This window comes from Gordonia sp. HS-NH1 (genome assembly GCF_001418765.1).
GTDB lineage: Bacteria > Actinomycetota > Actinomycetes > Mycobacteriales > Mycobacteriaceae > Gordonia.
In genome coordinates, this window is sequence record NZ_LIYC01000016.1 from 1 (window position 1) to 24562 (window position 24562).

Sequence of the window (24562 nt, forward strand, 5' to 3'; positions counted from 1 at the left end):
TCTCAGGTCAGTACAGCTAGGCCCGCGGGTATCCGTTCGAGTCGGCGGGAGCGGCGTCCCCGTTGCCGTTGCCGCCAGAACCCTTGGGGGGGCGGGTGAGTCGTTTGGGGAGTCGTTCGGCGAGGCCGCCGAGGGGAGCGACTGTCTGGTTGAGCAGGTCGACGGTCTCGGCCAGCTCGTGCACGGTGTCCTGCATCGCGAGCAGGTTCGGCGCCAGTTGGCCGATGACCTCGGTCAGCTCGGTGATCCGGTCCAGCGGCCCGCCGGGGGCGATGGCCCGTTCGACCGCGCCGTCCTCACCGACGAGTTGATCGAGCAGCCCGCCGTCGGCGGCGAGACGATCGAGGATGCCGCCGGCCGCGGTGACCTTCTCCAGCACGCCGTCGGGTGCCGTCAGCTTGTCGACGATCCCGCCCTCGGAGGTCAGGCGTTCGAGGATGCCCTCGTTCTCGGTGAACTGGTCGACGACGCCGCCGGGGCGGGTCAACCGGTCCAGGGGGCCGTCCTTGGCGGTGAGCCGGATCAGGATGCCGCGTTCGTCGGCCATCTGATCGAGGAGCCCGCCCTTGGCGGTGAGCTTCTCGAGTGGGCCGTCGGGCGCGGTCAAACGGTCGATGACACCGCCCGGGTTCAGCAACCGCTCCAGTGGCCCGCCGTTGGCGAGGATGCGCCCGAACGGCCGGTCGGGTCCGAGTAGTTCGGACAACTGGTTCAGCAGGGCGAGCGGCGTGCGGGCACTGCCCAGTTCGTCGGCGTCGACGCCGACGGCCAGCGCGAGTTCGTGCTGGACGCTGCTGGCGGTGACCCGGGCGATCGTGACGGCGGACTCGGCGGCGCTCAACACCACGCCGGTCACGGCGAATCCGATTCGGAAGGGCATCTCGACGAGAGCACGGCCGGGATCGAGCGCAGCCTGACGACGCTCGACTTCTCGTCGACCGGGGACGGGACGGTCGGGGAGAGACCGATCCGGAAGGGACTCCATGGTGTCCGACCCTAGGCCAACCGGTGTGCGTTCGGGGTGAGGGTTGCGCGATTCCGGCGGACGGTGTCGCTGCTAGGAGTCGGTGCCCGAGGCCTGCGCGGCCTTCGCGGCCTTTGCCGCCTTCTTGAAGTCGCGGACCTTCTGCAGCGACTCCGGGCCGGTCACGTCGGCGACCGAACGGAATCCCTTCTTGCTGTAGTCCCCGGCGACCTTGGTCCAGCCGGACGGTTTGACGTCGAGTTGCTTGGCGACCAGGGCGACGAAGATCTTGGCCTTCTGGTCGCCGAACCCGGGCAGTGCGCGCAGCCGCTTCATCAGGTCCGCACCGTCGGAGGCCTCGGTCCAGATGCGCGCGGCATCCCCGCCGTACTCCTCGGCGACGACCTTCGCGAGTGCCTGGACCCGACCGGCCATCGAGCGTCCGTAGCGGTGGATGGCCGGGGGTGTGGCGCACAGGTCGGCGAACGCCTCGGGGTCGGCGTCGGCGATCTCGACCGGGTCCATCGTGCCGAACCGATCGCGGATCTTGGCCGGCCCGGCGAACGCCCGCTCCATCGGGAACTGCTGGTCGAGCAGCATTCCCGTGAGGAGGGCGAACGAATCGCTGGAGAGGAGTTCGTCGGCCGCGGGTTCCTGGGCGATCTGGATCTTCGGCATGGATCGATTCTGGCAGACGTCACCCGTGCACGGCTCTAGACTGCCTCCATGATCAGCGGGGAGAACACGGTCGGCGTCGGGAACAGCAGGGTCCGGCGCATCGGTTGGGGGACGGTCGCGATGGTGGTCGGAACCGTGATGGGGCTGGCGGTGATGCTGTTCGGCACCGGTGTCGCCGCGGCGGCACCAGCCGACCACGGGGCGAACTACGTCACCACGCTGCGGTGCGACAGCGTCAACCCGTGGCCCGCGGGCACGGTCAAGGTCCGGGTCGACGTGTTCAACCAGATCCAGCACCCGGCCGACGGCCTCCCCGGCCCGGTCATCGCGCTCATCGGCACCGACCGCGCGCAGCGCGTCGCACTCGAATACACCTACGAGGTGTCGGTGTCGTGGCGGAATCTCCGCACCGGACGGACCGGCGTCACGACGGTCCCCGGCCGGGGGTACACGGTCAAGTGGCAGGTTGACATCCACCCGGGAAGCGGCCCCGTGGCCTTCACGATCCGGCAGAAGATCGGCGCGCTCGCGTTCTTCCCGATGACCAACCCGAAGTACTCGACGTGTTCGGGTCGCGCGGTCGCGTGACCTACCGGTCGGCCAGTCCGCCGACCAAGAGGTACTGCGCGGTGAAATAACTCGCGAGCACCCAGGCCTCGCCGGCCACCCGGAGTCGCGGATCGCCGACCAGGTGCCGTCGGTTGATGATCGCGAGATCGGAGAGCAGGAACAACCATCCGCCGGCGCGCATCCGCGGTTGCGGTGCGGGTACGTCCGACGCCAGCGCCGACATCGTCGCGAGCGTGTTGCCGTACGTACTCAGCACCGGCAGGAGTGCCGGACGGTGGCGGGCCAGCACCGTCGCCGATTCGGCGAGGATGCTCATCCGCGGTGCGACGGTACGGACCGACGGTCGTGCGCCGGCGCGCCACATCGCGGCCGCGTAGCTCAGTTGCGCACCCGCGAAAGAGGCTGCGCCCCTGCGGAGGAATCGATCCTTCGCCACCGGGTCGTCGTGTTCGAACTCCTCCCGCAGCATCAGTCGGTCGCCGACGGCCGAGAACCCGAGTACGGCCGCCAGTGCGACGGTGTCGGCCACCGGGCGACGTCGAGCACCTGCGGCCACCCGTGCCGCGAGCAGCACGATCGGCAGCGGCTTGGTGATCTCGGCGCTGCGCCGGCCACCGGCGGACCCGGTGATCGTCGCTGCCGCGGCGGCGGCCGCATAGACGATCCGGAATGCTCGATTCACCGCAGGATTCGGGCGACGAACCCACGGATGTCGGTGTCGGAGAGTCGCTTCGAGTGCGTGCCGTCGAGTGTCAGGTACGTGCGTGCCGACACCTTGGTGTCACCGGCCCGGGCGTCGTTGAGGTACTTGAGGGTGAGCGGCACGACGACGGAGGTGTCCTGCAGTGTCTGGGTCATCAGGACGGGACGCTCGAAGTCACGGGTGGGCAATTCGGTCGCCTTGGTGAGCAACGCGGTGAGTTCGGTGTTCCCCGACAGGGGTTTGGTGAACAGCGAGCCGATCGCCAGACCGTCGACCTCGCGGACGAATTCGGTCGCGCACGAGGCGGCGGCCCTGGTCATCCATTTCTTCCCGGCGTCGGTCAGGTAGGCGTCCAGGTCGATGTCGGACTGCGCGTTGCGGATCGCGCTCAGTGTGTACAGCGCGTCGGCGGCCAGCCCGGACGGCATCGCGGCCGACGACGGGCCGAGATTGGCCACCAGCGAACCGAATTGGGCCGGGATCGAACTGGCCGCGGCACCCTTGAAGTCGAGTTTGCCGCCCTGGATCGTCGGGGCCAACCGGGCGAGCGTGATGGCGGCCGCCGCTCCCTGTCCCTCGCCGACGACCGCCCACGAGCGCGACAGGTTGTCGGCGATGTCACGCGAGGCGCGCACGGCGTCGACGATGTTGCGAGCGGTGGCCTCGAGGTCGTAGTACTGCGGGGTGCCGGGCGTACCGACACCGGCGTAATCGGTACTGACGACGGCATATCCACGTCCGAGCCAGCGCTTGAGCTCCTCGGTGTCCTCGGCGGTGGGCCGTGTCGACGGCGCGCATCTGTCGGCGATGCCGCGCGAACCGTGCGCCCAGGCGACGATCGGCCAGCCGCCGGCCGGGGCGCGCCCGGTGGGCACCATCAGCACGCCGGAGGAGAGATGGGCCTTGCCGTCGGCGCCGGTGCTCCAGTAGGTGAAGTCGTTGCCCGATGCGGCGCCGCTGACCGTACGGGCCCGGGAGAGTTCACGATTGGCGTAGACCGCGCCCGGGGCCTGTCCCGGACCCCGGGTGTCGACGGTGCCCGCGTTGTCGTCGGCGGGGGCGGCCCCGTCCGCGGTCGACGGTTCCGAGGCCGGGGCGGATGTGCCCGGTGTCGATGAGTCCGGTGTCGATGTCCCCGGGGTCGGTTCGGCGGCGGCGGTCGCTGTCAGGCCGAGCGCGGCCGGGGCCACGACGATCGTCAGGGCCGCAGCGGCCGCGAGGGCACGGGCGAGATGGGCACTCCGGGGTTTCGAAGCGTTGCCGTGGGGGTTCATGTGTCGTCAGTTCGTTCTGTGAGAGGAGGCGAGTACCGAAGGCGTTGCGGCTCAGGCGTTGACGACGCCGACGGCCGGTAGGAACCAGCAGTTCTGGGTGCCGTTGCTCGCGTTGCCGAAGACCGCGGACAGGATGGTGCCGCTGCCGGTCTTCACCGGTGCCAGGCGAACCCCGGACAGCAGGGGCAGTGCGGTCAGCGCGGTCTGATCGGTGATCGGGTCGAGATCGGCGAATCCGCCCTGCAGGGTGCTGGTGTTGAACCAGGCGACCTGCATGGTGCCGCCGCTGCCGGCCGTGGGTGAGGCGGGCACGAACGCGTAGGCGGTCTCTCCCTTGTCGACGAGGTTCAGCTTCTCGGGCAGCTTGACGCCGGGGATCATGTCCAGCAGCGGCTTGAGCTGGGTCAGCGGATCGGTCTTCATCGGCCACGGACCCGCCACGGCTCCCGCGCCGGCGGTGACGAGACCGAGCGGGTTGTCGGCGGTCGGTGCGGTGCAGAACGGCGACACCGACGGGGTGAGTGTCTGGATCCCCAGCGTGCGGAGCAGGGCGATGGGATCGGTCGGCGCGGCGGCGGGAGTGGCGGCCGACGCGGGTGCACCCTCGGCGGCGGCCGGCAGCGGGAGGGCTCCCGCACGACCGGCGATGTCCTCGACCGACAGCTGCCCGGCGCTGCCCATGATCGTCTGCGCGGCCTGAACGGCGATCTGGTCGACGCCTGCAGCCTTCAGCAGACGGATCGCGCCCGCCAGCTCGGCGTCGAACGGGATCGACAGCGCACCCAGCATGTTCGCCGGGATGAGTGGCTCGGCGGCCGCGGGTGCCGACGTGGCGGTGAGTGTGGCCGCCGCCATCGCCACACCTATGAGTCCGGCACCGCAGCGTCGCATTGCGCGGTTGCGGGTGACGCGACGGTCGGCGTCGGTGCGCGTGAACCGAGACGTGAGGGACATGGCTCTCCTTATGGCAACCCCGGTGATGACAACCGAGCACCCGCCACGTGTGGCGGGTGTGACAGATGGGACTCGAGTTACACGAGACCACGCGGGCGGCGGCCGCGGCAAGTCGCGAGTCCGACCTGTGACACGGGCGCGATCAGCGAGAGACCGAACCCGCGGCGACCTGCGTCTTCGCCTGTGGCCGGGCGAGCCGTGTCCTCGGTGTGCCTATCCGCTCGCCGCGCCGATTCCCTTGCCGATCAACACGATTCCGATCACCAGGATCAGCACCGCCATCACGGTCGCATTGTTCGCCTGCAGCCACGACTTCAGGCGGTCGAGGGGGCCGCGCAGGCGTGCCGCCGCGACCTGGAAACCGACGACGGGCACCACGACCGAGGTCGAGGCCAGAAGCGCGAACACCGCGACGGCGACGACGTCGCCGGACGCCGACAGCGCGCCGGAGGCGATCGTGACCCCCGCCGCCGCGCAGAGTACGAGGTTCTTCGGATTGATCGCCGCCAGCGCGAACGCGATTCCCAGCGCGGTCAGCGGCCGCATCTCGTCGATCGCCGACATCCATCTCGGCGTCGCGGACTCCGCGTCTCGCGAACGCCACTGGCGCAGGCCGACGACGAGCAACACACCGCCGAGCGCGATCTTGACCCAGCCGGTGCCCGACGACGAACCGCCGATGTCGACGGCATTGCCGAGCGCCACGAACACGACCACCGCGACGACGATGCCGACGAGCCATCCGACCGCGAACCCGATACTCGTCGTGCGCGCGTGGCGGCCCAGGAGCATGAGAATCGCCGCGATGATCGGGATCGGCGACACCGCGACACCGACCGCAAGGGGTAACAGCTCACCGAGCACGGGTCCCATCGAGAACTCCTCACGACTGGTGGCGACACCTAGTTGTACGCCATGGGGGTGGTGACTGTCCGAACATCGGTGTCACGACGAAGGCACCCCGGCGATGTGCCGGGGTGCCTTCGTCTGTGAGAGGGGGAGAGTCAGATGATCGCGAGTCCGATGACCGGGACGATCGTGCAGGAGACGACCTTGCCCTTCGTCTTGGTGGTCACGTTGCCGTGGATCGCCGAGATGACACGGCCCTTGCCGGTCCGCGAGATACCGGTGAAGGTGCCGGGTCCCTCCTGGACGTTGATCTTGGGATTGCGCTTCAGCGTCGTCATGCCCGTGCGGCCGGTGTCGACGTTGAACCAGCTCACCGTGAGGGGTGCGGCCTTGTTGTCGATGGCCGGGCCGGTGCCGAGCGAGGTGTAGACGTAGCCGCTCTCGCCGCGCTTGGGGCCGGGAGCCGGGGCCTCCTGCGGTCCCGCGGTGACCAGGGCGCGCCCGAGCGACCCGCCACCCGGGATGCAGCCGAGGCCGAAGGTCGGGTAGAGGAATTCCTGGATCTTCGGGGCGTTCGGGCCCTGCGGGATCTCCGGGTCGCCGGGCTTGCGCTCGGCGGCGAGTTCACGCGCGGCCTGCTTGCGGCCGGGTTCGCCCAGGAAGTCGGCGATCGAGCGCCAGATCTTGCTGACCTCGCCGGGCATCCCGGGAGTGTTGGCGAACGACTGGGCCTGACGGAGCAGATCGGCCGAGACCTTGCCGTCGGGTCCGGGCGTCGCCACCGAACCGATGATCGCGGGTGCGAACGCGCCGAGCGAGTCCAGAACGCGCTGATCGACCTTCGGGGCGGGTGCGGCCTGTGCGGCAACCGGCAGGGCGAGCGAGGTGGCCGCCGCCAGCGCCGACACGGCGACGAGGAGGCGACGAGTCCGGATTCGATGCGGGGCATTGCCGGGCCGCAACCTCGGTGGCCGGGAGAAACGCACTGGTGTGTCCTAACGGTCGTGGCGCCGGCGGGAGAGCCGTGCTGCGCCTCGTGGTCGTGTCATCCGCCCGGGTGTCGGGTCGCGACAGTCCATCCTCTCACCCGAGTCGTCGCGGGTCATTCTAAGCCCCCTGCGGGTTCCAATGTCCAGGCCGTGACGGCGTTACGGGTGAGGTTTATGTGGTTATTGATGCAATTGTTACTGAAGTGATGTTCAGTCGGTCGAATCGAGCGCCCTGTCGGCAACCTGGTTGGATGAAGAGAATTCGGGGAACACGGACGGGTCGAACAGGAGTCTGATGTGAACGAGCTGCGCACCGACGGCTTGCCGGGTCGTCGACGCGGGAGATCGCGACTGACGCGCGCGGTCGTCGCCGCGGCCGCGATCGCACTGGTGGCGACGACCGCGAGTGCATGCGCCGACGACTCGTCGTCGGGTGCCGAGGTCACGCTGCTCACCCACGACTCCTTCGAGCTTCCCGAGTCGGTGCTCGACGCGTTCCGCCAGGAGACCGGTCTGACCCTGAAGATCGTGAAATCCGGCGATGCGGGGCAATTGGCGTCGACGGTGTCACTGACACCGGGCGCGCCCAAAGGGGACGCGGTCTTCGGCATCGACAACACCTTCGCCTCACGGCCGATCGACGCCGGCGCCCTGGAGTCCTACGAGTCGCCCGCCGCGGCCGACGGTGCCGCGGACTATGCGGTGCCCGGCGCGGAGGGGCAGCTGACGGCTGTCGACCGGGGCGACGTGTGCCTCAACGTCGACGACGGGTGGTTCGAATCCAGGTCGCTGACCCCGCCCGCGAGTTTTCGCGACCTGACCCGGCCGGAGTTCGCCGCGCTCACCGTGGTGACCGACCCCGCGACATCGTCACCGGGTACGGCGTTCCTGCTCACCACGGTCGGTGCGCTCGGAAACGGCTGGCAGGACTACTGGAAACAGGTCGTCGGTGGCGGTGCGACCGTCGTCTCGGGGTGGGAGGTCGCCTACAACCAGCTCTTCACCGCCGGCGAGGGCCGCGGTGACAAGCCCATCGTGCTGTCCTATGCCTCGTCGCCGGCGGCCACGCCCGGGACGAGCGCGCTGCTGGACAGCTGCTTCCCCCAGGTCGAGTACATCGGCGTCCTGAAGGGCACCCGGAACTCCACCGGCGCACGTAAACTCGTCGACTTCATGCTCAGTCCCACTGTGCAGAAAGAACTTCCGTCGTCGATGTACGTCTACCCGGTGCAGCGCGACACGCCGCTGCCGGAAGGGTGGCCGGCGCGCGCGGAGGTGCCCGCCTGGATGTCGTCGCTGCCGCCCGCCACGATCGCGGAGAACCGCGAGATGTGGCTCGATCAGTGGCGTGCCGCGGTCGGCCGGTGATGCCTCGGTGACCCGAGCCGCGACGGCGGTGACCCGAACCACCCGGGCTGCCGGACCGGTGGCGCTGTGGGTGATCCCGGCTGTGTTCATCGTGGTGCTGTTCGCGTGGCCGGTCGTCGCGCTCGTCCGGCGCGCCGTGTCGATCGCCCGCGACTCGGGGACCGGCCTGGGCGAACTGCTCGAACGCACCGACGCGCTGGGACTTCTCGGCGTCACCCTGGGGCAGGCGGCGGCCTCGACCGTCCTGGCACTCGCCGCCGCGGCACCCATCGCGTGGTTGTTCGCCCGGGTCCGCGGGACCACCGCGGTCGTCCTCGCCGTCGTGGTCACGGTGCCGTTCGTGCTGCCGACGGTCGTCGTCGGCGTGGCGTTCCGCTCGCTGCTGTCCGGCCCGTTGGCATTCCTGCACATCGAGTCCGGGCTACCGGCCGTGCTCGCGGCGCATGTCTTCATCAACGTCGCCGTGGTCGTGCGCGTCGTCGGCGCAGCCTGGCGCAACCTCGACCCACGGCTGCTGGAGGCGGCACGGTCGCTCGGCGCGAGCCGGATACGGGCGACGCTGACCGTGGTCGTGCCGCGACTCGTGCCCGCGATCGCCTCGGCCGCAGCGCTCATCTTTCTCTTCTGCTCCACCAGTTTCGGTGTCGTGATCATCCTCGGCGCCGGTGAGCTGCGCACCCTGGAGACCGAGATCTACACCCAGGCCATCGGGTACTTCCGGATCCCGGAGGCGGTCGCGCTGTCGATGCTGCAGATCGTCGTGGTCCTCGCCGCGCTGCTGCTGACGCGGGTGTTCGCCGACCCGGCGGGCCGAGGATCGGGTGGCGCCAGGCGACGGACCGAACGCGACCGCAGGGTCGTCGGCGGCCGGTGGACACGGCCGGCCGTCTGGGTGGTCGGGGTGTGGACGGCGCTGCTCCTCGTCGGGCCCGTCCTGGTGCTGGTGGTGCGGTCGATCCGGCCGGTCGCGCACGGCGACTGGACGCTCGCCGGTTATCGCGCACTGGCCGAACCGGTCAATGGCGTGACACCGCTGGAGAGTCTGCGCTATTCACTGGTGACCGCAACCGCGGCGACCGCGATCGCGCTGGCGGTCGGGACCCTCGCCGCCGTCGCGTTGCACCGGGCACACGGGGTGGTCGGGGCGATCGGGTCGGCCATCTCGCTCGTGCCACTCGGGATCAGCGCTGTCACACTGGGATTCGGATACCTGATCGTGCTGGCATCGCTGCCGTACGAGATCGCCGCGTCACCTGCGGTCATCCCGCTCGTCCAGGCGCTCATCGCCATACCGGTGGTCATCCGCATCATGATGCCCGCCCTCGAATCGGTACCCGCCCGGCTCCGGCATGCGGCGGCGACGTTGGGGGCCAGACCGATTCGGGTGTTCGCCACGGTCGACCTGCCGATCGTCGGCAGGTCGATCGGAGCAGCCGGCGGTTTCGCCTTCGTCATGGCACTGGGCGAGTTCGGCGCCACCAGCTTTCTCGCACGCGCCGACACCACCACCCTGCCCGTGCTGATCGGGTCCGCCCTGAACCGGCCGGGCGCCGACAACCTCGCGACCGCCATGGCCGCCTCGGTGGTCCTGGTCGTCGCGACGGTGCTCGCCGTCGTCGTGGTCGAGGCGTTCCGTCCGCGCTCGGAGGTTCCACTGCTGTGACCTCGGGGAATTCATTGGAAGTCAGTGACCTCACCGTCGCCTATGGGGGTGACGCCGTCATCGACGGCCTGTCCTGGCGCCTCGGGGGAGAGGGTTCGCTCGTGACCGCGATCCTCGGCCCGTCGGGGTGCGGAAAGTCCACACTGATCCGGGCGATCGCCGGGCTCGAGTCCCCGGTCCGGGGAACTGTGCGGTTCGGCGGTGTCGACCTCGCCGGTGTCGAGGTCCATCGCCGGGACTTCGGCGTCGTCTTCCAGGACGGGCAGTTGTTCGGCGGACGCAGCGTCGCGTCGAACATCGGTTATGGACTCCGGATGCGGCGCTGGTCGCGCCGCGCCATCGCCGCACGAGTCGGGGAGATGCTCGACGTCGTCGGCCTCGCCGGCTACGACACACGTCTCGTCGACACCCTGTCGGGCGGTCAGGCGCAGCGGGTCGCACTTGCGCGCGCGCTGGCCCCCCGTCCGCGTCTGCTGTTGCTCGACGAGCCGCTCGCGGCCCTCGATCGTCGTATGAGAGATGAACTGGCCGTGGAGATCTCAGAGATCGTCCGGGCGGCAGGCGTCCCGACGATGGTGGTCACGCACGACCATACCGAAGCCGCGACCATGGCCGACGAGATCGCGGTGATGCGGGACGGGGTGATGATCCAGACCGACGCCCCGGCGGCGCTGTGGCGACGCCCGGTCGACGAGTGGACCGCGCGATTCCTCGGCGCCACCACCGTCATCGACGCCCAGGTCCGGTCGGGCATGGCCGACACCGTGCTCGGTGGGATGCCGCTGGACCTTCCCGACGGCTCCCGCAGGCTCGGTCTGAGGCCCGAGTCGGTGTCGATCGGCCCGCTGTCGTCCAGAGAGGCCGAGGACGCGGCGGCGACCGTCGTGCTCGTCGCCGAACTCCCGGGCGGTCCGCGGGTGCGCATCGACACTCCGATCGGCGAGATCGACGCCGTGACGAACACTTCGGTGGCCATCGGTGACCGGGTGCGGATGCGTCTGGTGCCCGAACGGGTCGCGGTGATCGGGCCGTGACGACGCGCGCGGTGGGACGGACGTTGCCGTGCCGGTGATGCGACGCGACCTGCTCGTCCCGCCGGGTCTGATGATCGTCGGCGCGACGTCGATGTACCTCGGTGCGGCTGTCGCCGTGGGTCTCTTCGATGTCATCGCCCCTGCCGCGGTGGCCTGGCTGCGGATCGCCGGGGCGGCCCTGGTGTTGCTGCTGTGGGTGCGGCCGCCCCGGACCGCGTGGCGGTGGGGGCGACTGCGCCTCGCGGCCTGTTTCGGGCTGATCACCGCGGGGATGAACATCGCGTTCTACGAGGCGCTCGCGCATCTGCCGCTGGGTACGACCGTCGCCCTGGAGTTCCTGGGGCCGATCGTGGTGGCCGCGTTGGGCTCGGCGACGCGTCGCGATGTCGCCGCCCTCGTCCTGGCGGCGGTCGGCGTGGTCCTGATCGCCGATGTCCGGTGGTCGGGAACGGCGATCGGCGTCGTCCTGGCGCTCACCGCGGCCGCCTGCTGGGCGGGGTACATCGTCCTGGGCAAGCGCGTGGCGGCGCGAGGCGCCGGCGTCGAGGACCTGGCGACGGGTTTCGCGGTCGCCGCGTTGCTCACCGCACCGCTCGCGTGGTGGGTGGCCGACGCGGTGCGCGAGGGTGCCGCGCTGCCGGTTGTGTTGGCCCAGGGCCTCCTGCTGGGCATCGCGTCGACCGCGGTGCCGTACGCACTGGACCAGGTGGTGCTGCGGCGGGTCGGCCAGGCGAGGTTCGCCATTCTGCTCGCGCTGCTACCGGTGACCGCGTCGGTGATCGGCCTGTTGGCGCTGGGACAGGTCCCGCGGCCGCTCGAGGCGGTCGGGATCGCGCTCGTCGCGGTGGCCGTCGCGGTCCGATCGGTCGACGACGACCGGCTCGGAGAACGCGAGGGGGACATCCCGCCGGGGTGAGGTCGGGCTCAGGCCGCGCGCGCCTTCTTCAGCGCCTTGTGGAGTTCTTTTTTCGACATGTCGGAGGTGTCGAGCTTGCGCATCCGGTGGATGACCACCGGACAGCGGACGCAGCGCGTGGAACTCCGGCAGCACTTCTTCTTGGGCTTCAGAGAGCCCACTTTGGTCGGGTCGACCTTGCCCATACGGCGAGGTTAGCAGACCCTAACTAGACCGCTTCCGGGTGCTGTGATCGCGGTCTCACCGTCCGAGCCGATACTCTGTCACATTGAATCCCTAGGTGATCTGCTCCCCGCGCCGGTCAGAGCCGTTCGGATGCGAGCGTCGCCGACGTTCCGCAGTCGAGCCGAGCGCCGGCCGCCGCCGCAGGTCCCCACCCACACGAAAGAGAGCCAGTGAGCGCTGCCCCCACCTTCCGCAACGTCGCGATCGTCGCGCACGTCGACCACGGAAAGACCACACTCGTCGACGCCATGCTGCGCCAGTCCGGCGTCTTCGGCGAGCGCGCCGAGGTCGTCGACCGGGTGATGGACTCCGGTGACCTCGAACGTGAAAAGGGCATCACCATCCTCGCCAAGAACACCGCGGTCCACCGGCGCCAGCCGGACGGCACCGAGGTCGTCATCAACGTCATCGACACCCCCGGCCACGCCGACTTCGGTGGTGAGGTCGAGCGCGGTCTGTCGATGGTCGACGGTGTGGTGCTCCTCGTCGACGCCTCCGAGGGCCCGTTGCCGCAGACGCGCTTCGTGCTCCGCAAGGCGCTGGCCGCCGAGCTGCCGGTGATCGTCGTCGTCAACAAGACCGACCGTCCCGACGCCCGCATCCAGGAGGTCGTCGACGAGACGCAGGACCTGCTGCTCGACCTGGCCTCGGACCTCAGCGACGAGGCCGCCAAGGCCGCCGAGCTGGTCCTCGAACTCCCGGTGCTCTACGCCTCGGGCCGCGCGGGCAAGTGCAGCACCGTCCAGCCCGCCAACGGCGAGGTCCCGTCGGGGGAGAACCTCGACGACTTCTTCAACGTCCTGCTCGAGCACGTCCCGGCGCCCAAGGGTGACCCGGAGGCTCCGCTGCAGGCGCACGTGACCAACCTCGACGCCTCGGCGTTCCTGGGTCGTCTGGCGCTCGTCCGCATCCACAACGGCACCCTGCGCAAGGGTCAGCAGGTGGCCTGGTGCCGCGAGGTCGACGGCGAGGCCGTCGTCGAACGCGCCAAGATCACCGAACTCCTCGCCACCGTCGGCGTCGAGCGGGCACCGGCCGAGTCGGCATCGGCCGGCGACATCGTCGCCGTCGCCGGTATGCCGGAGATCATGATCGGCGACACGCTGGCCGACGTCGACAACCCGCAGCCGCTCCCGCGGATCACCGTGGACGAGCCCGCCATCTCGGTGACGATCGGAACCAACTCGTCGCCGCTGGCCGGCCGCGTCTCGGGTCACAAGCTGACCGCCCGCATGGTCAAGTCGCGCCTGGACGCCGAGCTGGTCGGCAATGTCTCGCTGCGCGTACTCGACATCGGCCGCCCGGACGCCTGGGAGGTGCAGGGACGTGGTGAGCTCGCGCTGGCGATCCTCGTCGAGCAGATGCGCCGCGAGGGTTTCGAGCTGACCGTCGGCAAGCCCCAGGTGGTCACGCGCAAGGTCGACGGCAAGGTTCAGGAGCCCTTCGAACACCTGACCGTCGACGTCCCCGAGGAGTACCTCGGTGCGGTGACCCAGCTGCTGGCCGCCCGCAAGGGCCGCATGGAGCAGATGAACAACCACGGCACCGGGTGGGTCCGGATGGAGTTCATCGTGCCCTCGCGTGGCCTGATCGGTTTCCGCACCGACTTCCTCACGGAGACGCGCGGCACGGGTATCGCCAACGCCGTCTTCGACGGATACGACGCCTGGGCCGGCGAGATCCGCGCCCGCCACACCGGCTCGCTCGTCAGCGACCGCGCCGGCACGGTGACCCCGTTCGCGATGATCCAGCTGGCCGATCGCGGCACGTTCTTCGTCAACCCGGGCGACGACAGCTACGAGGGTCACGTCGTGGGTATCAACCCGCGTCAGGAAGACCTCGACATCAACGTCACCCGCGAGAAGAAGCTGACCAACATGCGGCAGTCCTCGGCCGACGTGATGGAGACCCTCGCCAAGCCGATGCAGCTCGACCTCGAGGCGGCGATGGAGTTCTGTGCCGCCGACGAGTGTGTCGAGGTGACCCCGGAGGTCGTGCGGGTGCGTAAGGTGCACCTCGACTCGAACACGCGGGCACGTGAGCGTTCGCGGGCCAAGTCCCGAGACGCCGCCGTCGGATCCTGACCGCGGCCGGCGACCGGGGCGGTGGCCTCGACACGTCTTGACGGACCGAGCAGCTTCTTTGTCATGGGGGTATCCGAGGTGAATCGCGCGAGACCACGTCCTGGCCGCGAGGCCGCGAACCGGGTCCGTGGCCGGATCCTCGGTGTGCTCTCGTGCGGTGTCGCCCTGCTCGTCGTGCTGACGGCGTGCATGTCCGATCCGCCGCCCCCGGTCCGCGACACGGGACCGCCGCCCACCCCTACCGAGTACCCGGTGGAGAAGACGATCTACATCGCCACCGACTCGGTCGGCTCGGGGTTCAATCCGCACATCGCCGCGGACCAGAACCCGGTGACCACGGCGGTCGCGGCGATGACGCTGCCCAGTGCCTTCGCCCCGGTCCAGACACCGCGCGGGACGGTGTGGGAACTCCAGCGTTCGTTCGTGACCTCCGCGGAGGTCACGTCGCGGGCGCCGTTCACGGTCACCTACCGCATCCACACCGACGCCCAATGGTCCGACGGCCTCCCGGTGACCGGTGATGACTTCAACTTCTTGTGGCAGCAGATGTCGCGGCAACCCAATGTTGTGGCTCCGGCCGGTTACCGACTCATCGATTCGGTGCAGTCCAGCGAGGGCGGCAAGGTCGTCGAGGTGCGGTTCGAGCGGCCGTATCCGGCCTGGCGAGAGCTCTTCACCGGGCTGCTGCCGAGCCACGTGCTGAAGGGTGCGCCCGCGGGTTTCCAGACCGGGATGGACACCGGCAAGCCGGTGTCGGCCGGTCCCTACGCGATCGTGGGCATCGACAAGACCCGGGACGAGGTCCGGCTCGCCCGCAACGATCGCTACTGGGTGACACCGCCGCGGCTGGATCAGATCGTGCTGCGTCGCGCGGGCACCGAGGCCCAGATGCTCGACTCCGTGCGCTCCGGCGATTCGGCCGTCGTGGCCCTGGGTGCCTCGCCGGCCACCGACGCCGAACTGACCGCCCTGCCCGGTCTGGAGACCGCGCGCAGCCTGACAGCGCGGTCGCTGGGCGTCAGCGTGAACGCCCGGACCGATGCGATGAGCTCGGTCGAGGTCCGGCGCGCGATCCTCGGGCTGATCGACCCGCGGCTGACGACCTTCGCCGGTGCCGGGGACTGGGTCGTCGAGCCGTACGCCAACACGGTCTTCGCGCCGTCGGACCCCGGTTATTCGCCGGTGGACCGACCGCGTGCCGGACCGGCCGAGATCGACGCCCTGCTGGCCGGCGCCGGTTATCGTCGCGCCGCGCCGGAACCGGTCGGCTCCGCGTCCCCGGTGCCCGCGCCGTCGTCCGAGTCGCAGTCCTCGTCCCCCTCCCCGTCCCCGTCCGGTTCATCCCCGGTCCCGGGTTCGGGCGAGGCCCCGATCGAGGGGCTGGCCGAGGTGCCGGAGCTGCCCGAGGGCATCCTGCCGTTCCAGCGAGACGGTCAGGACCTCATCGTGCGTGTCGGCGCGGTCGCCGGCGATCCACGGACCACGTCGGCCGCGTCGAGCATCGTCGACCAGCTCCGCGGCGCGGGGGTGCGCGCGCAGGTCGTCACACTCCCCAACAGTGAGCTGTACGGTTCGGCCCTCACCAACAAGCGCGTCGACCTGGTGGTCGGGTGGTCGGGGCTCGGCGTGCCGCCGGCGGCATCGCTCGCCTCGCAGGTCGACTGCAACCAGCCCAAACCCGGCACCGAACCGTCGCCCGCGACGCCGCCGACCCCCACCAGCATCGCGCCGAGCGGCGGCGATCCCGGGGACAGCTACGCCAGCAACATCTCCGGACTGTGCGACCCCCGTCTGATCGAGCTCGCACGGACCGCGCTCTCCGAGGACGACCCGGTCCCGACGCTGAACGAGGCCGAACCGCTGCTGGCCGCCCAGGCCGTCTATCTGCCGCTGTACCAGGACTCGATGGTCGTCGGAACCACGTCCGCCGTGCGCGACGTCCCGCTCACCGGACCCATCCAGGTCTCGATCTTCGGGACCGCGGTGGACTGGGAGCTGTCGTGACCGGTACCTCGGACGGTCGCCGATTGCTGCTCGTCCACGCGCATCCCGACGACGAGACGATCATGACCGGCGGCACCATCGCCCGGTATCTCGCGGAGGGCGTCGACGTGCGGGTCCTGACCTTCACGCTGGGCGAGGAGGGCGAGGTCATCGGTGACGAGTGGGCGCAACTGGTCGCCGACGGAGGTGCCGACCAACTCGGTGGTTTCCGGGTCCTCGAACTGACACGGGCCCTGGCCGAGCTCACTCCCGACGGCCGGGCCCCGCTGCGGCCGCGATTCCTCGGCGGCGCCGGACGCTGGCGGGATTCCGGAATGGCCGGCGCGCCGTCCGCGAACCACCCGCGCGCACTCGTGCGGGCACCGTTCGACGAACCGGTCCGCGCGCTGGTCGATGTGCTCACCGAGTTCGCACCCCAGGTGGTCGTCAGCTACGACGCCTCGGGGACGTACGGACATCCCGACCACAAGCTCGTGCACGAGGTCACCGCGGCCGCGGTCGCCCGCGCCCGCGAATTGGGCCGGGGCCCCGTGAAGGTCTATGAGTCGGTGACCGAACGCAGCGCCCTCGAGTCCGGTCTGGCCCGGGCCGTCACGGTGCCCGACGACTGGCGGATGCCCCGTGCGGGGGAGTTGCCGAGCTACCCCGATGCCGACATCACCACCGAGATCGACATCAGTGCGTACCTCGACCGCAAGGTTGCCGCCCTGGCCGCCCATGCCACCCAGGTGACCGTCGCCGCGTCGGGTACCGAATACGCGCTGTCGAACAACATCCTGCAGCCGATCGCGAGCGCGGAGCACTACATCCTCACCGAACCGGAACGCCACGAGTCGCTCGGTGCCCCGGACGACCCGGGCGCACGTGAGTCGGACCTGTTCGCCGGGATCGACTGAGACCCGGGATCGATGAAGCCGATGACACGTTCCACTCGCCCCGCGCCGGGGTCCGTCCTCGACCGGGTCCTCCTCGGATTCCTGATCGTCGACGGGTTCGCCATCGGACTGCTCGGCGTCGCGTTCACCTACCAGCGTTTCGGTGGCGTCGCTCTGCCCGTCGCCGCCCTCGTCGCCGGGGTGGTCAACGCGGTCCTGCTCTGGCTCGCGGCCGCCTTCACCGCCACCCCGTGGCGGTACGGCCCCCTCGCCGCGTGGGGACTCGTGGTCGTCATCGCCGGCGGACTCCCCGGTCCGGGCGGTGATGTCGTGCTCTCGATCAGCGGCGGCTACCTGGTGCAGACATTGCTGCTCCTCGTCCTCGGGGTCGGGCCGTGCGCCGCGCTGGCCTGGACCGGTCGGCTGCCCGAGCCCGACTGACCGCACCTGCGCGGGGGCGCTCTGCGCTGCACTGCGGCGGGCGGCGTTAGAGTGAGAGACATGCTTCTGCGCGCGTGGGCCGAAGACATCCTGGCCCCGAACGAGCGCGTCACGGCCGCATTGAGCCGTGTTCGTGACGACCCGACACTCGGGGCCGACGCCCTCGACGATGACGGCTGGGTCGCGCTGCTCGGCGCTTGCGGCGCGCACCTCGACGAACTGTGCGACCTCGCCGACTCCGTGCGCCGTCGCGTCACCGACCCGGATGCGCTGACCTTCGTGGTCAACCGCAACTTCGACACCGGCGTCGTCAGTCGTCTCGGCCCCGACGACCCGGGGTTGGACGAGCTGGTGGCCGAGGCGGTCGGGCTCGGTGCGACCGAGATCTGCATGCAGGGTCCACTGCCCGCCGAGTTGCCGGCCGACGGGTACGTCCGGCTCGTCGAGGAGATCACCGGTGCCGCCGACGGGCTGCACCTGCACGCCTACCGGGCCCCGGAGATCGTCGACGGCGCCGAGCGTGCCGGGGTGTCCGTCGCCGAACATCTCGGGCGGTTGCGGTCGGCGGGCCTGGGATCGGTGCCGGGGACCGCCGCCCAGATCCTCGACGACACCGTCCGGGCGACGCTGTCACCCTCCGGCTCGGCCCCACCGGTCGGCAGCTGGGTCGACGTCATCGAGACAGCCCATCGCGTGGGCCTCTTCTCCACCGCGACGATGCTCTACGGACACGTGGAGACGCCCGCGCACCAGATCGCACATCTGCGGTTGCTTCTCGAGATCCAGCGTCGCACGGGCGGTTTCAGCGAGCTGATCCTGATGCCGCTGCTGCCCGAGAACGTGCCTCCGCACCTCGCCGGGTCCGCCTCGCGGACGGCGTCGGAACGGGAGACCCGCGCGTTGCATGCCGTCGCCCGGCTCATGTCCGCGGGCCTCATCGATCATCTCCAGGTGGCCTGGACGAAACTCCCGGCCGCCACCGTCGATCTGGTGTTGCGCGGCGGGGCGGACGATCTGGGTGGTCTGCTGCTCGACGGCGCCCTGATGCCGGCCGCCGGACCGGAAGCGGGTCGCGTGCTCGACGCCGCCGCCGTCGTCGACATCGCGGCGCGCGCCGGACGCACACCGCGTCAGCGCACCACCCGCTACGAGGAGCCCGGATCCGATCGGCAACTCCCGCTGCCCCAGGTGTCCGCGTGAGTGGGACACCCTCCGCGGTCGGGTCGTCGACCGCAACGCGGCAGCCCCCGCTGACCATGGACGACGTCGATGTCGTCATCATCGGCGCGGGCTTCGCCGGCCTCGGGATGGCAACGCAACTCGCGCGTCGCGGGCGGGAATCGTTCGTCGTGCTCGAACGGGCCGACGGAGTGGGGGGCACGTGGCGCGACAACACATATCCCGGTATCGCCTGCGACATCCCGGCACATCTGTACTCGTTCTCGTTCCGGCCACCCGCAGACTGGTCGACGCGGTTCCCGCGCGGTGCCGAGATCCGCGGCTACCTCGAGCAGATCGTCGTCGACGAACGGCTGGCCGATCACATCGAACTCAATCGAGAACTGCGCGAAGCGGTCTGGGATGAGCGGGCCGCGCACTGGGTGATCACCGCGGCAGCGCCGGACGGAAGGTCCGCCACGTTCTGTGCCCGCACGCTGGTCCTGGCCGTGGGGCGGCTGTCGGAGGCGCGCATCCCCGACATCGACGGACTCGACACCTTCCCGGGGCAGGTCGTCCACACGGCCGACTGGCACGACGAGGTCGCCGTGGCGGGGAAGCGGGTCGGGGTCGTCGGGACCGGCGCGTCTGCGGTCCAGCTGGTCCCGCACCTCGCCGACGTCGCCGAGGAGCTCGTCGTCTTCTGCCGCACCGCACCATATGTCGTGCCGCGGGCGGACCGGAGCTACACCGACGACGAGCGCGCCGCGATGCTCGATCCCGTCGTCGCCTCCGAAGTGCGCGACCGACTCCTCGCCGAGGCCGACGTGGCATTCCGGCAGCGGCTCGGGCTGCATCCCGACATCGACGAGATCCGGGCGCGGGCCCGTGACCACCTGCACGGGCAGGTGGCCGACGCCGACCTCCGTGAACAGCTGACCCCGGACTACGAGATCGGTTGCAAGAGAATACTTCTCAGCGATGACTTCTACCCGGCGCTGCAGCGGTCCAACGTGGTGTTTGAGCCGAGTGCACTGGCGTCGGTCACCGAGTCCAAGGCCACTGCGCACAGCGGTCACACCTACGACCTCGACGTGCTGGTGATGGCAACCGGTTTCGAGTCCGCGCGGCCCCCCGCGGCGTCGCGCATCACGGGACGGGCCGGCCGGCGGTTGTCGGAGCACTGGTCCGCGGGTATGACCTCCTACGCCTCGACCGTCGTCAGCGGATTTCCCAACATGTTCGTCCTCGACGGGCCGAACGCCGCACTCGGACACAACTCGGCGATCTACATGATCGAGACGCAACTCGACTACGTCGTCGGTGCATTGGAGTACATGGCCGACAACGGGGTCGCGACCCTGGCGGTCTCGCCTGCGGCGGAGGACGCGTACACGCGCGAGATCGACGCGCGCAGCGAGTCGACGGTGTGGCTGACCGGTTGTGACAGTTGGTATGTCGACCCCGACAGTGGTCGCCTGACCCTGCTCTGGCCGGGCACCGCGGCCTCGTTCCGGGAGCGCAACGGCACCTTCGACCCCCAGCCGTATGAACCAGGTCCCGGCGACACCCGCACCGGAACACCCGAGGAGGGGGAGGAATGACCGACCAGACCACCATTGGTGCGGCGCTGGCCGCCGCCCGCGACCGGGCGCCGATCGGTCTCGTCGAGGCCGAGGCGCTCCTGGCCTGTTCGGGAGACGACCTCGCCGAACTCCAGTCCATCGCCGGGGCGATCCGCGACGAAGGACTCGAGGCGGCCGGCAGGCCGCGTCAGATCACCTACTCCCGCAAGGTGTTCATCCCGCTGACCCGGCTGTGCCGCGACCGCTGCCATTACTGCACCTTCGTGACGGTCCCCGGGAAGCTCGCACGCGCGGGGGAGGGCCTCTATCTGGAACTCGACCAGGTCGTCGACCTTGCGCGACGAGGTGCCGAACTCGGTTGCAAGGAAGCTCTTTTCACCCTCGGTGACCGGCCCGAGGGCCGGTGGCCGCAGGCCGGCGAATGGCTGGCCGAACGCGGTTACTCCTCGACGCTGGACTATGTGCGTGCCGCGGCGGTTGCGGTGCTGTCGGAGACGGGACTGCTGCCGCACCTCAATCCCGGGGTGATGAGCCTCGAGGAACTGCTCCGGCTGCGGCCGGTCGCGCCGTCGATGGGCATGATGCTGGAGACGACGTCACGCCGCCTGTTCACCGAGAAAGGCCAGGCGCACTACGGAAGTCCCGACAAGGACCCCCTGGTCCGCATGCAGGTGTTGCGCGACGCGGGCGCCGCACGCGTTCCGTTCACCACCGGCATCCTGGTCGGGATCGGCGAATCCCTCACCGAGCGAGCCGAATCGCTGCTGGCGATCGCCGATGTGCACGCCCGGGGCGGGCACATCCAGGAGGTGATCGTGCAGAACTTCCGCGCGAAGCCGGACACCGCCATGCGCTCGACCCCCGATGCCGAGATGACCGAGTTCCTCGCCGCCGTCGCGGTCGCCCGGATCGTCCTCGGTCCGCACATGCGGGTCCAGGCGCCGCCGAATCTGGTGTCGCCCGCCGAATGCGCGGCACTGATCGCGTCGGGCGTCGACGACTGGGGTGGGGTGTCGCCGTTGACGCCCGATCATGTCAATCCGGAGCGCCCGTGGCCCCACCTCGACGCCCTGGCCGCACGCACCGCGGAGTCCGATTTCGTTCTCACCGAACGCATCACCGCGCAGCCGCCCTATGTCCTGAACGGTGCCGACTGGATCGACCCGGCTCTGACCCATCACGTCGCCGCACTCGCTGACCCGGTGACCGGGCTCGCCGTGGACACCCGACCGGCACCCCGTCCCTGGCCCGCGGTCGCCTAGTGGCGCTCAGTCGAGAACGGGTGCGAGGGCCTCGAACCCGCCGATGACGTCGGTCGCTCGATGGAGCCCGAGATCCTGCAGCGCCGCCGCGGCGAGGCTGGAGGTGTATCCCTGTGAGCACAGGATGATCCAGCGGACGTCGTGGTCGACGGCTTGGTCGATCCGCGCGTCGCTCTGCGGGTCGCAGCGCCATTCGAGGACGTTGCGTTCGATCACGAGAGCCCCCGACGCCTCGCCCTCCTCGGCGCGCTGGGCCGCAGGCCGGATGTCGACGAGCACGGCACCGGCGGCGAGTTCGGCGGGAACAGCCGCGGCGTCGACGCGGTCCAGACGGGCCCGTGCCTCGGCGAGGACGTCGTCGATGGTCTTGGTCGGCCCCGTCCCGGTCATTCGGGTTCGTCGGTGAGAACGGTCCGGTTGCGGCGCAGGTGTCCGCCCTCGGAGATGTCGTAGTAGGACATCGCGGTCAACGGCGGTGAATACGCGTGCACGCTGAGCGTGGGCGTCACCAGGGCGACGGGCTCCTCGTTCGGCGACGAGTCCGGCGTGGCCGCAACCGGGTTCCGCACGACGTCGTGCACCCACCCGAGGGGGAAGGCGGCCTGGTCGCCGGCGTCGAGGATGCGCACCGCCAGATCGTCCCCCGTCCAGTGGTACTCGCGCAAGCTTCCCGACAGGACGGTCAGCGCGCCGAGCGAGCCGGCGTGGTCGTGGAGTTCGGTGGCCTCACCCGGCGTCCAGCTGATCAGCCACACGTCGACGTCGTCGTCGGCGTGCAGACGTGTCGACCAGCGGTGCCGCTCGTCCCACACCTCCGGAAGGAGTGCGTCGTGCCGGCCGTCGAGAACGTCCGCGACGCCCTGGTCGGTGATGCGAAGGAGGTCGGCGGGCCGAAGCCGCGTCGGCAGGTGGCTGAGGGCGCGCGGGGCAGCGGTCACGGGACGCTCACGGAGCGACGAGGAGTTCCGCGCACGGCGGGCGGGGGAGAGGGACGGCGTCGAGGACGGAGATGCCCATTCGGTGCGGGCGAGTGTGGAGGTCATGGCGAATCCTTGCGAGGGTCGATGGATGTGGTGTGGCCGATCGGTTCAGCAACAGCACATCGACATCGACCGCGCCGTGGGTCGGTGCGGCACCCGAGCGCATGCGCCCACGGGGCGGTGGCCCGTGAGGACGGATTCGTCGACGACGATCATGTGCCCGAGACTGCCCGCCGACCGCCGTGGCGTCGAGGTTTGGCGGCACGCTGAGCGAAACCCGGGACGTCGGTTTACCGCCCGAGTGTGATCCTCGTTACTCGAAGGGCGATCCAGGTGCTTCTCGACGGGGGCCGATTTCGTCGCAGCGTCCACCGGGGCGGATACTGTGGGGTGCGGTTCGACCAGCCCTCGGGCCGCACCGGCGCCGATGCCGGAGTGCTGTTCGACGCCGAACCGCGCTTCTCGTCGCGCCGACCCGGATCTTCCCTAGCGAAGGAGTGAGTGGTGACCTACATCATCGCGGAGCCTTGCGTCGACGTGTTGGACAAGGCTTGCGTGGAGGAATGCCCCGTCGACTGCATCTACGAGGGTGGACGCATGCTCTACATCCAGCCGGATGAGTGCGTCGACTGTGGTGCGTGCGAGCCGGTGTGCCCGGTCGAGGCGATCTTCTACGAGGATGATGTTCCCGACGAGTGGGAGCCCTACGTCAGCGCGAACGCCGACTTCTTCGACGACCTCGGTTCGCCGGGCGGCGCCAGCAAGGTCGGCAAGACCGATGCCGATCCGGCGTTCATCAAGGGCCTCCCGCCGATGAACGAAGAGGACTGACCGGCTCCGCATGAGCAGCTCCGTCTCCCGTGCGGCCGCACCGTTGCGTGTCTCCTCCACTCGTGTGAGCGGACGCCTGCCGGACTTTCCCTGGGACACGATCGCCGGCGCGAAGGCGACAGCCCAGGCTCACGCCGACGGCATCGTCGACCTCTCGGTCGGCACACCCGTCGACCCGGTGCCCGCCCTCATCCGCGACGCACTCGCCGACAGTTCGACGTTCCCCGGATATCCGACGACGACCGGAACGCGCGAGTTACGCGAAGCGGCCGCGGAATCGTTGATCCGACGGCACGGCGTCACGTCGCTCGACGAGACGGGCATCCTCCCGGTGATCGGGACGAAGGAGGCCATCGCCGGGCTCGCATCGACCTTCGGGCTCGGTGCCGGCGACGACGTGGTCATCCCCGAGGTCGCGTATCCGACGTATGAGGTGAGCGCCCTGCTCGCGGGTGCCCGGCCGGTGCGCGCGGATTCGACCGTCGCCCTGGGACCGATGAACCCGGCCCTGATGTTCATCAACTCGCCGTCGAATCCGACCGGCAGGATTCTCGGCCTCGACCATCTCCGCAAGGTCGTGGGGTGGGCACGCGAGCGGGGAACCGTCGTCGTCTCCGACGAGTGCTATCTCGGCTTGAGCTGGGAGGGCGAGCCGCTGTCGATCCTCGACCCCAGGGTCTGCGACGGCGACCACACCGGGCTGCTCGCGGTTCACTCGCTGTCGAAGATCTCGAACCTGGCGTCGTATCGCGCGGGCTTCTTCGCCGGCGACCCCGAGCTCATCGGTGAACTCCTCGCGGTCCGCAAGCATGCCGGACTCATCGTGCCGTTCCCGATCCAGGGGGCGATGACCGCCGCGCTGCGGGACGACGCCCATGTCGACGAGCAGCGCGAACGCTATGCCGCGCGCCGTCGTCTGCTGAAGGGTGCGGTCGAGGCCGCGGGCTTCCGGGTCGACCACTCAGAGGCGGGCCTGTATCTCTGGGCCACCCGGGATGAACCGTGCCGGGAGACCGTCGACTGGCTCGCCGCGCGTGGAATCCTCTGTGCCCCCGGCGATTTCTACGGGCCGGCAGGCGAACGCCATGTGCGCATGGCGCTCACCGCCACCGACGAACGCATCGGTGCGGCGGTCGCTCGTCTGGCCGGCTGAG

At 70.0% G+C, this 24562-nt stretch carries 24 protein-coding genes; 14 read left to right on the forward strand and 10 right to left on the reverse strand.

Annotated features, from left to right (window positions below):
• Positions 1 to 16 precede the first annotated feature (16 nt).
• Positions 17 to 985 carry a hypothetical protein gene (locus AMD30_RS12755; protein WP_010841431.1) on the reverse strand — a complete coding sequence of 323 codons (969 nt, stop codon included), beginning with the start codon at positions 983 to 985 and terminating at the stop codon, positions 17 to 19.
• 72 nt (positions 986 to 1057) lie between these two features.
• Positions 1058 to 1642, reverse strand: coding sequence for an HhH-GPD-type base excision DNA repair protein (locus tag AMD30_RS12760; RefSeq protein WP_055475876.1), 585 nt, complete (start codon positions 1640 to 1642; stop codon positions 1058 to 1060).
• Positions 1643 to 1690: 48 nt separating this feature from the next.
• On the opposite strand from AMD30_RS12760, the gene AMD30_RS12765 reads away from it, so the two are divergent.
• Complete coding sequence (locus AMD30_RS12765) at positions 1691 to 2230, forward strand: hypothetical protein (protein ID WP_055475877.1); 540 nt, start codon at positions 1691 to 1693, stop codon at positions 2228 to 2230.
• 1 nt (position 2231) lies between these two features.
• Here AMD30_RS12765 and AMD30_RS12770 read toward each other — a convergent pair whose 3' ends face one another.
• The 5 genes from AMD30_RS12770 to AMD30_RS12790 form a co-directional block, all read right to left on the reverse strand.
• Positions 2232 to 2894 (reverse strand): lysoplasmalogenase, encoded by a 663-nt coding sequence (locus tag AMD30_RS12770; protein ID WP_055475878.1) that lies wholly within the window; start codon positions 2892 to 2894, stop codon positions 2232 to 2234.
• Positions 2891 to 4189 carry an alpha/beta hydrolase family protein gene (locus AMD30_RS12775; protein ID WP_055475879.1) on the reverse strand — a complete coding sequence of 433 codons (1299 nt, stop codon included), beginning with the start codon at positions 4187 to 4189 and terminating at the stop codon, positions 2891 to 2893. The genes AMD30_RS12770 and AMD30_RS12775 overlap by 4 nt, the downstream gene beginning before the upstream one ends.
• 51 nt (positions 4190 to 4240) lie before the next feature.
• Positions 4241 to 5143, reverse strand: a complete 903-nt coding sequence (locus AMD30_RS12780; protein ID WP_055475880.1) for a hypothetical protein — start codon at positions 5141 to 5143, stop codon at positions 4241 to 4243.
• A 213-nt stretch (positions 5144 to 5356) separates the two neighbouring features.
• A complete protein-coding gene (locus AMD30_RS12785; RefSeq protein WP_055475881.1) occupies positions 5357 to 6016 on the reverse strand; it encodes a GAP family protein in 660 nt (219 codons plus the stop codon).
• 131 nt (positions 6017 to 6147) lie between these two features.
• The gene (locus tag AMD30_RS12790) at positions 6148 to 6978 is read right to left on the reverse strand and encodes an Rv1157c family protein (protein ID WP_055475882.1); all 831 of its coding nucleotides are present in this window, start codon (positions 6976 to 6978) and stop codon (positions 6148 to 6150) included.
• Between the two features lie 300 nt (positions 6979 to 7278).
• On the opposite strand from AMD30_RS12790, the gene AMD30_RS12795 reads away from it, so the two are divergent.
• From AMD30_RS12795 to AMD30_RS12810, 4 genes are read left to right on the forward strand one after another with little or no spacing between them, the layout of a single operon-like run.
• A complete protein-coding gene (locus AMD30_RS12795; protein ID WP_010841423.1) occupies positions 7279 to 8349 on the forward strand; it encodes a thiamine ABC transporter substrate-binding protein in 1071 nt (356 codons plus the stop codon).
• A gap of 28 nt (positions 8350 to 8377) precedes the next feature.
• Positions 8378 to 10012 carry an ABC transporter permease gene (locus AMD30_RS12800; RefSeq protein WP_231632714.1) on the forward strand — a complete coding sequence of 545 codons (1635 nt, stop codon included), beginning with the start codon at positions 8378 to 8380 and terminating at the stop codon, positions 10010 to 10012.
• Positions 10009 to 11046, forward strand: coding sequence for an ABC transporter ATP-binding protein (locus tag AMD30_RS12805; RefSeq protein WP_055475883.1), 1038 nt, complete (start codon positions 10009 to 10011; stop codon positions 11044 to 11046). Before AMD30_RS12800 ends, AMD30_RS12805 begins: the two co-directional genes overlap by 4 nt.
• A 37-nt stretch (positions 11047 to 11083) precedes the next feature.
• Positions 11084 to 11962, forward strand: a complete 879-nt coding sequence (locus AMD30_RS12810) for an EamA family transporter (protein WP_055475939.1) — start codon at positions 11084 to 11086, stop codon at positions 11960 to 11962.
• An 8-nt stretch (positions 11963 to 11970) separates the two neighbouring features.
• Here AMD30_RS12810 and AMD30_RS25250 read toward each other — a convergent pair whose 3' ends face one another.
• Positions 11971 to 12147 carry a hypothetical protein gene (locus AMD30_RS25250; RefSeq protein ID WP_010841419.1) on the reverse strand — a complete coding sequence of 59 codons (177 nt, stop codon included), beginning with the start codon at positions 12145 to 12147 and terminating at the stop codon, positions 11971 to 11973.
• A 210-nt stretch (positions 12148 to 12357) separates the two neighbouring features.
• Between AMD30_RS25250 and typA the strand changes: the two genes are divergently transcribed.
• The 7 genes from typA (at position 12358) to cofG (ending at position 21597) form a co-directional block, all read left to right on the forward strand.
• Positions 12358 to 14271, forward strand: coding sequence for a translational GTPase TypA (gene typA / locus AMD30_RS12815; RefSeq protein WP_010841418.1), 1914 nt, complete (start codon positions 12358 to 12360; stop codon positions 14269 to 14271).
• Between the two features lie 63 nt (positions 14272 to 14334).
• Positions 14335 to 16275 carry an ABC transporter family substrate-binding protein gene (locus AMD30_RS12820; RefSeq protein ID WP_055475884.1) on the forward strand — a complete coding sequence of 647 codons (1941 nt, stop codon included), beginning with the start codon at positions 14335 to 14337 and terminating at the stop codon, positions 16273 to 16275.
• On the forward strand, positions 16272 to 17171 hold the full coding sequence (gene mshB, locus AMD30_RS12825) for an N-acetyl-1-D-myo-inositol-2-amino-2-deoxy-alpha-D-glucopyranoside deacetylase (protein WP_055475885.1): 900 nt from the start codon (positions 16272 to 16274) through the stop codon (positions 17169 to 17171). Before AMD30_RS12820 ends, mshB begins: the two co-directional genes overlap by 4 nt.
• Before the next feature lie 12 nt (positions 17172 to 17183).
• On the forward strand, positions 17184 to 17591 hold the full coding sequence (locus AMD30_RS12830; protein ID WP_010841415.1) for a hypothetical protein: 408 nt from the start codon (positions 17184 to 17186) through the stop codon (positions 17589 to 17591).
• 60 nt (positions 17592 to 17651) lie between these two features.
• Positions 17652 to 18791 carry a hypothetical protein gene (locus tag AMD30_RS12835; protein WP_055475886.1) on the forward strand — a complete coding sequence of 380 codons (1140 nt, stop codon included), beginning with the start codon at positions 17652 to 17654 and terminating at the stop codon, positions 18789 to 18791.
• Between the two features lie 56 nt (positions 18792 to 18847).
• On the forward strand, positions 18848 to 20353 hold the full coding sequence (locus AMD30_RS12840; protein ID WP_055475887.1) for a flavin-containing monooxygenase: 1506 nt from the start codon (positions 18848 to 18850) through the stop codon (positions 20351 to 20353).
• On the forward strand, positions 20350 to 21597 hold the full coding sequence (gene cofG, locus AMD30_RS12845) for a 7,8-didemethyl-8-hydroxy-5-deazariboflavin synthase CofG (protein ID WP_055475888.1): 1248 nt from the start codon (positions 20350 to 20352) through the stop codon (positions 21595 to 21597). The genes AMD30_RS12840 and cofG overlap by 4 nt, the downstream gene beginning before the upstream one ends.
• A gap of 6 nt (positions 21598 to 21603) precedes the next feature.
• Here cofG and AMD30_RS12850 read toward each other — a convergent pair whose 3' ends face one another.
• Positions 21604 to 21987 (reverse strand): rhodanese-like domain-containing protein, encoded by a 384-nt coding sequence (locus AMD30_RS12850; protein WP_055475889.1) that lies wholly within the window; start codon positions 21985 to 21987, stop codon positions 21604 to 21606.
• A complete protein-coding gene (locus tag AMD30_RS12855) occupies positions 21984 to 22640 on the reverse strand; it encodes a cysteine dioxygenase (protein ID WP_010841410.1) in 657 nt (218 codons plus the stop codon). Before AMD30_RS12855 ends, AMD30_RS12850 begins: the two co-directional genes overlap by 4 nt.
• A gap of 438 nt (positions 22641 to 23078) precedes the next feature.
• On the opposite strand from AMD30_RS12855, the gene fdxA reads away from it, so the two are divergent.
• Both fdxA and dapC read left to right on the forward strand, forming a co-directional pair.
• A complete protein-coding gene (gene fdxA / locus AMD30_RS12860; RefSeq protein WP_004019217.1) occupies positions 23079 to 23408 on the forward strand; it encodes a ferredoxin in 330 nt (109 codons plus the stop codon).
• Between the two features lie 10 nt (positions 23409 to 23418).
• Positions 23419 to 24561: a succinyldiaminopimelate transaminase gene (gene dapC, locus AMD30_RS12865; protein WP_014927575.1), complete on the forward strand. Its 1143-nt coding sequence runs from the start codon at positions 23419 to 23421 to the stop codon at positions 24559 to 24561.
• Position 24562: the final 1 nt, after the last annotated feature.

Coding starts and splice junctions, on each gene's coding strand:
- AMD30_RS25250 (WP_010841419.1), bottom strand. CDS start 12,147: ATGGGCAAGGTCGACCCGACCAAAGTGGGCTCTCTGAAGCCCAAGAAG.
- cofG (WP_055475888.1), top strand. CDS start 20,350: ATGACCGACCAGACCACCATTGGTGCGGCGCTGGCCGCCGCCCGCGAC.
- AMD30_RS12785 (WP_055475881.1), bottom strand. CDS start 6,016: ATGGGACCCGTGCTCGGTGAGCTGTTACCCCTTGCGGTCGGTGTCGCG.
- AMD30_RS12765 (WP_055475877.1), top strand. CDS start 1,691: ATGATCAGCGGGGAGAACACGGTCGGCGTCGGGAACAGCAGGGTCCGG.
- AMD30_RS12850 (WP_055475889.1), bottom strand. CDS start 21,987: ATGACCGGGACGGGGCCGACCAAGACCATCGACGACGTCCTCGCCGAG.
- AMD30_RS12780 (WP_055475880.1), bottom strand. CDS start 5,143: ATGTCCCTCACGTCTCGGTTCACGCGCACCGACGCCGACCGTCGCGTC.
- AMD30_RS12840 (WP_055475887.1), top strand. CDS start 18,848: ATGGACGACGTCGATGTCGTCATCATCGGCGCGGGCTTCGCCGGCCTC.
- AMD30_RS12775 (WP_055475879.1), bottom strand. CDS start 4,189: ATGAACCCCCACGGCAACGCTTCGAAACCCCGGAGTGCCCATCTCGCC.
- AMD30_RS12820 (WP_055475884.1), top strand. CDS start 14,335: ATGGGGGTATCCGAGGTGAATCGCGCGAGACCACGTCCTGGCCGCGAG.
- AMD30_RS12810 (WP_055475939.1), top strand. CDS start 11,084: ATGCGACGCGACCTGCTCGTCCCGCCGGGTCTGATGATCGTCGGCGCG.
- AMD30_RS12855 (WP_010841410.1), bottom strand. CDS start 22,640: ATGACCTCCACACTCGCCCGCACCGAATGGGCATCTCCGTCCTCGACG.
- AMD30_RS12760 (WP_055475876.1), bottom strand. CDS start 1,642: ATGCCGAAGATCCAGATCGCCCAGGAACCCGCGGCCGACGAACTCCTC.
- AMD30_RS12830 (WP_010841415.1), top strand. CDS start 17,184: ATGAAGCCGATGACACGTTCCACTCGCCCCGCGCCGGGGTCCGTCCTC.
- AMD30_RS12835 (WP_055475886.1), top strand. CDS start 17,652: ATGCTTCTGCGCGCGTGGGCCGAAGACATCCTGGCCCCGAACGAGCGC.
- dapC (WP_014927575.1), top strand. CDS start 23,419: ATGAGCAGCTCCGTCTCCCGTGCGGCCGCACCGTTGCGTGTCTCCTCC.
- AMD30_RS12755 (WP_010841431.1), bottom strand. CDS start 985: ATGGAGTCCCTTCCGGATCGGTCTCTCCCCGACCGTCCCGTCCCCGGT.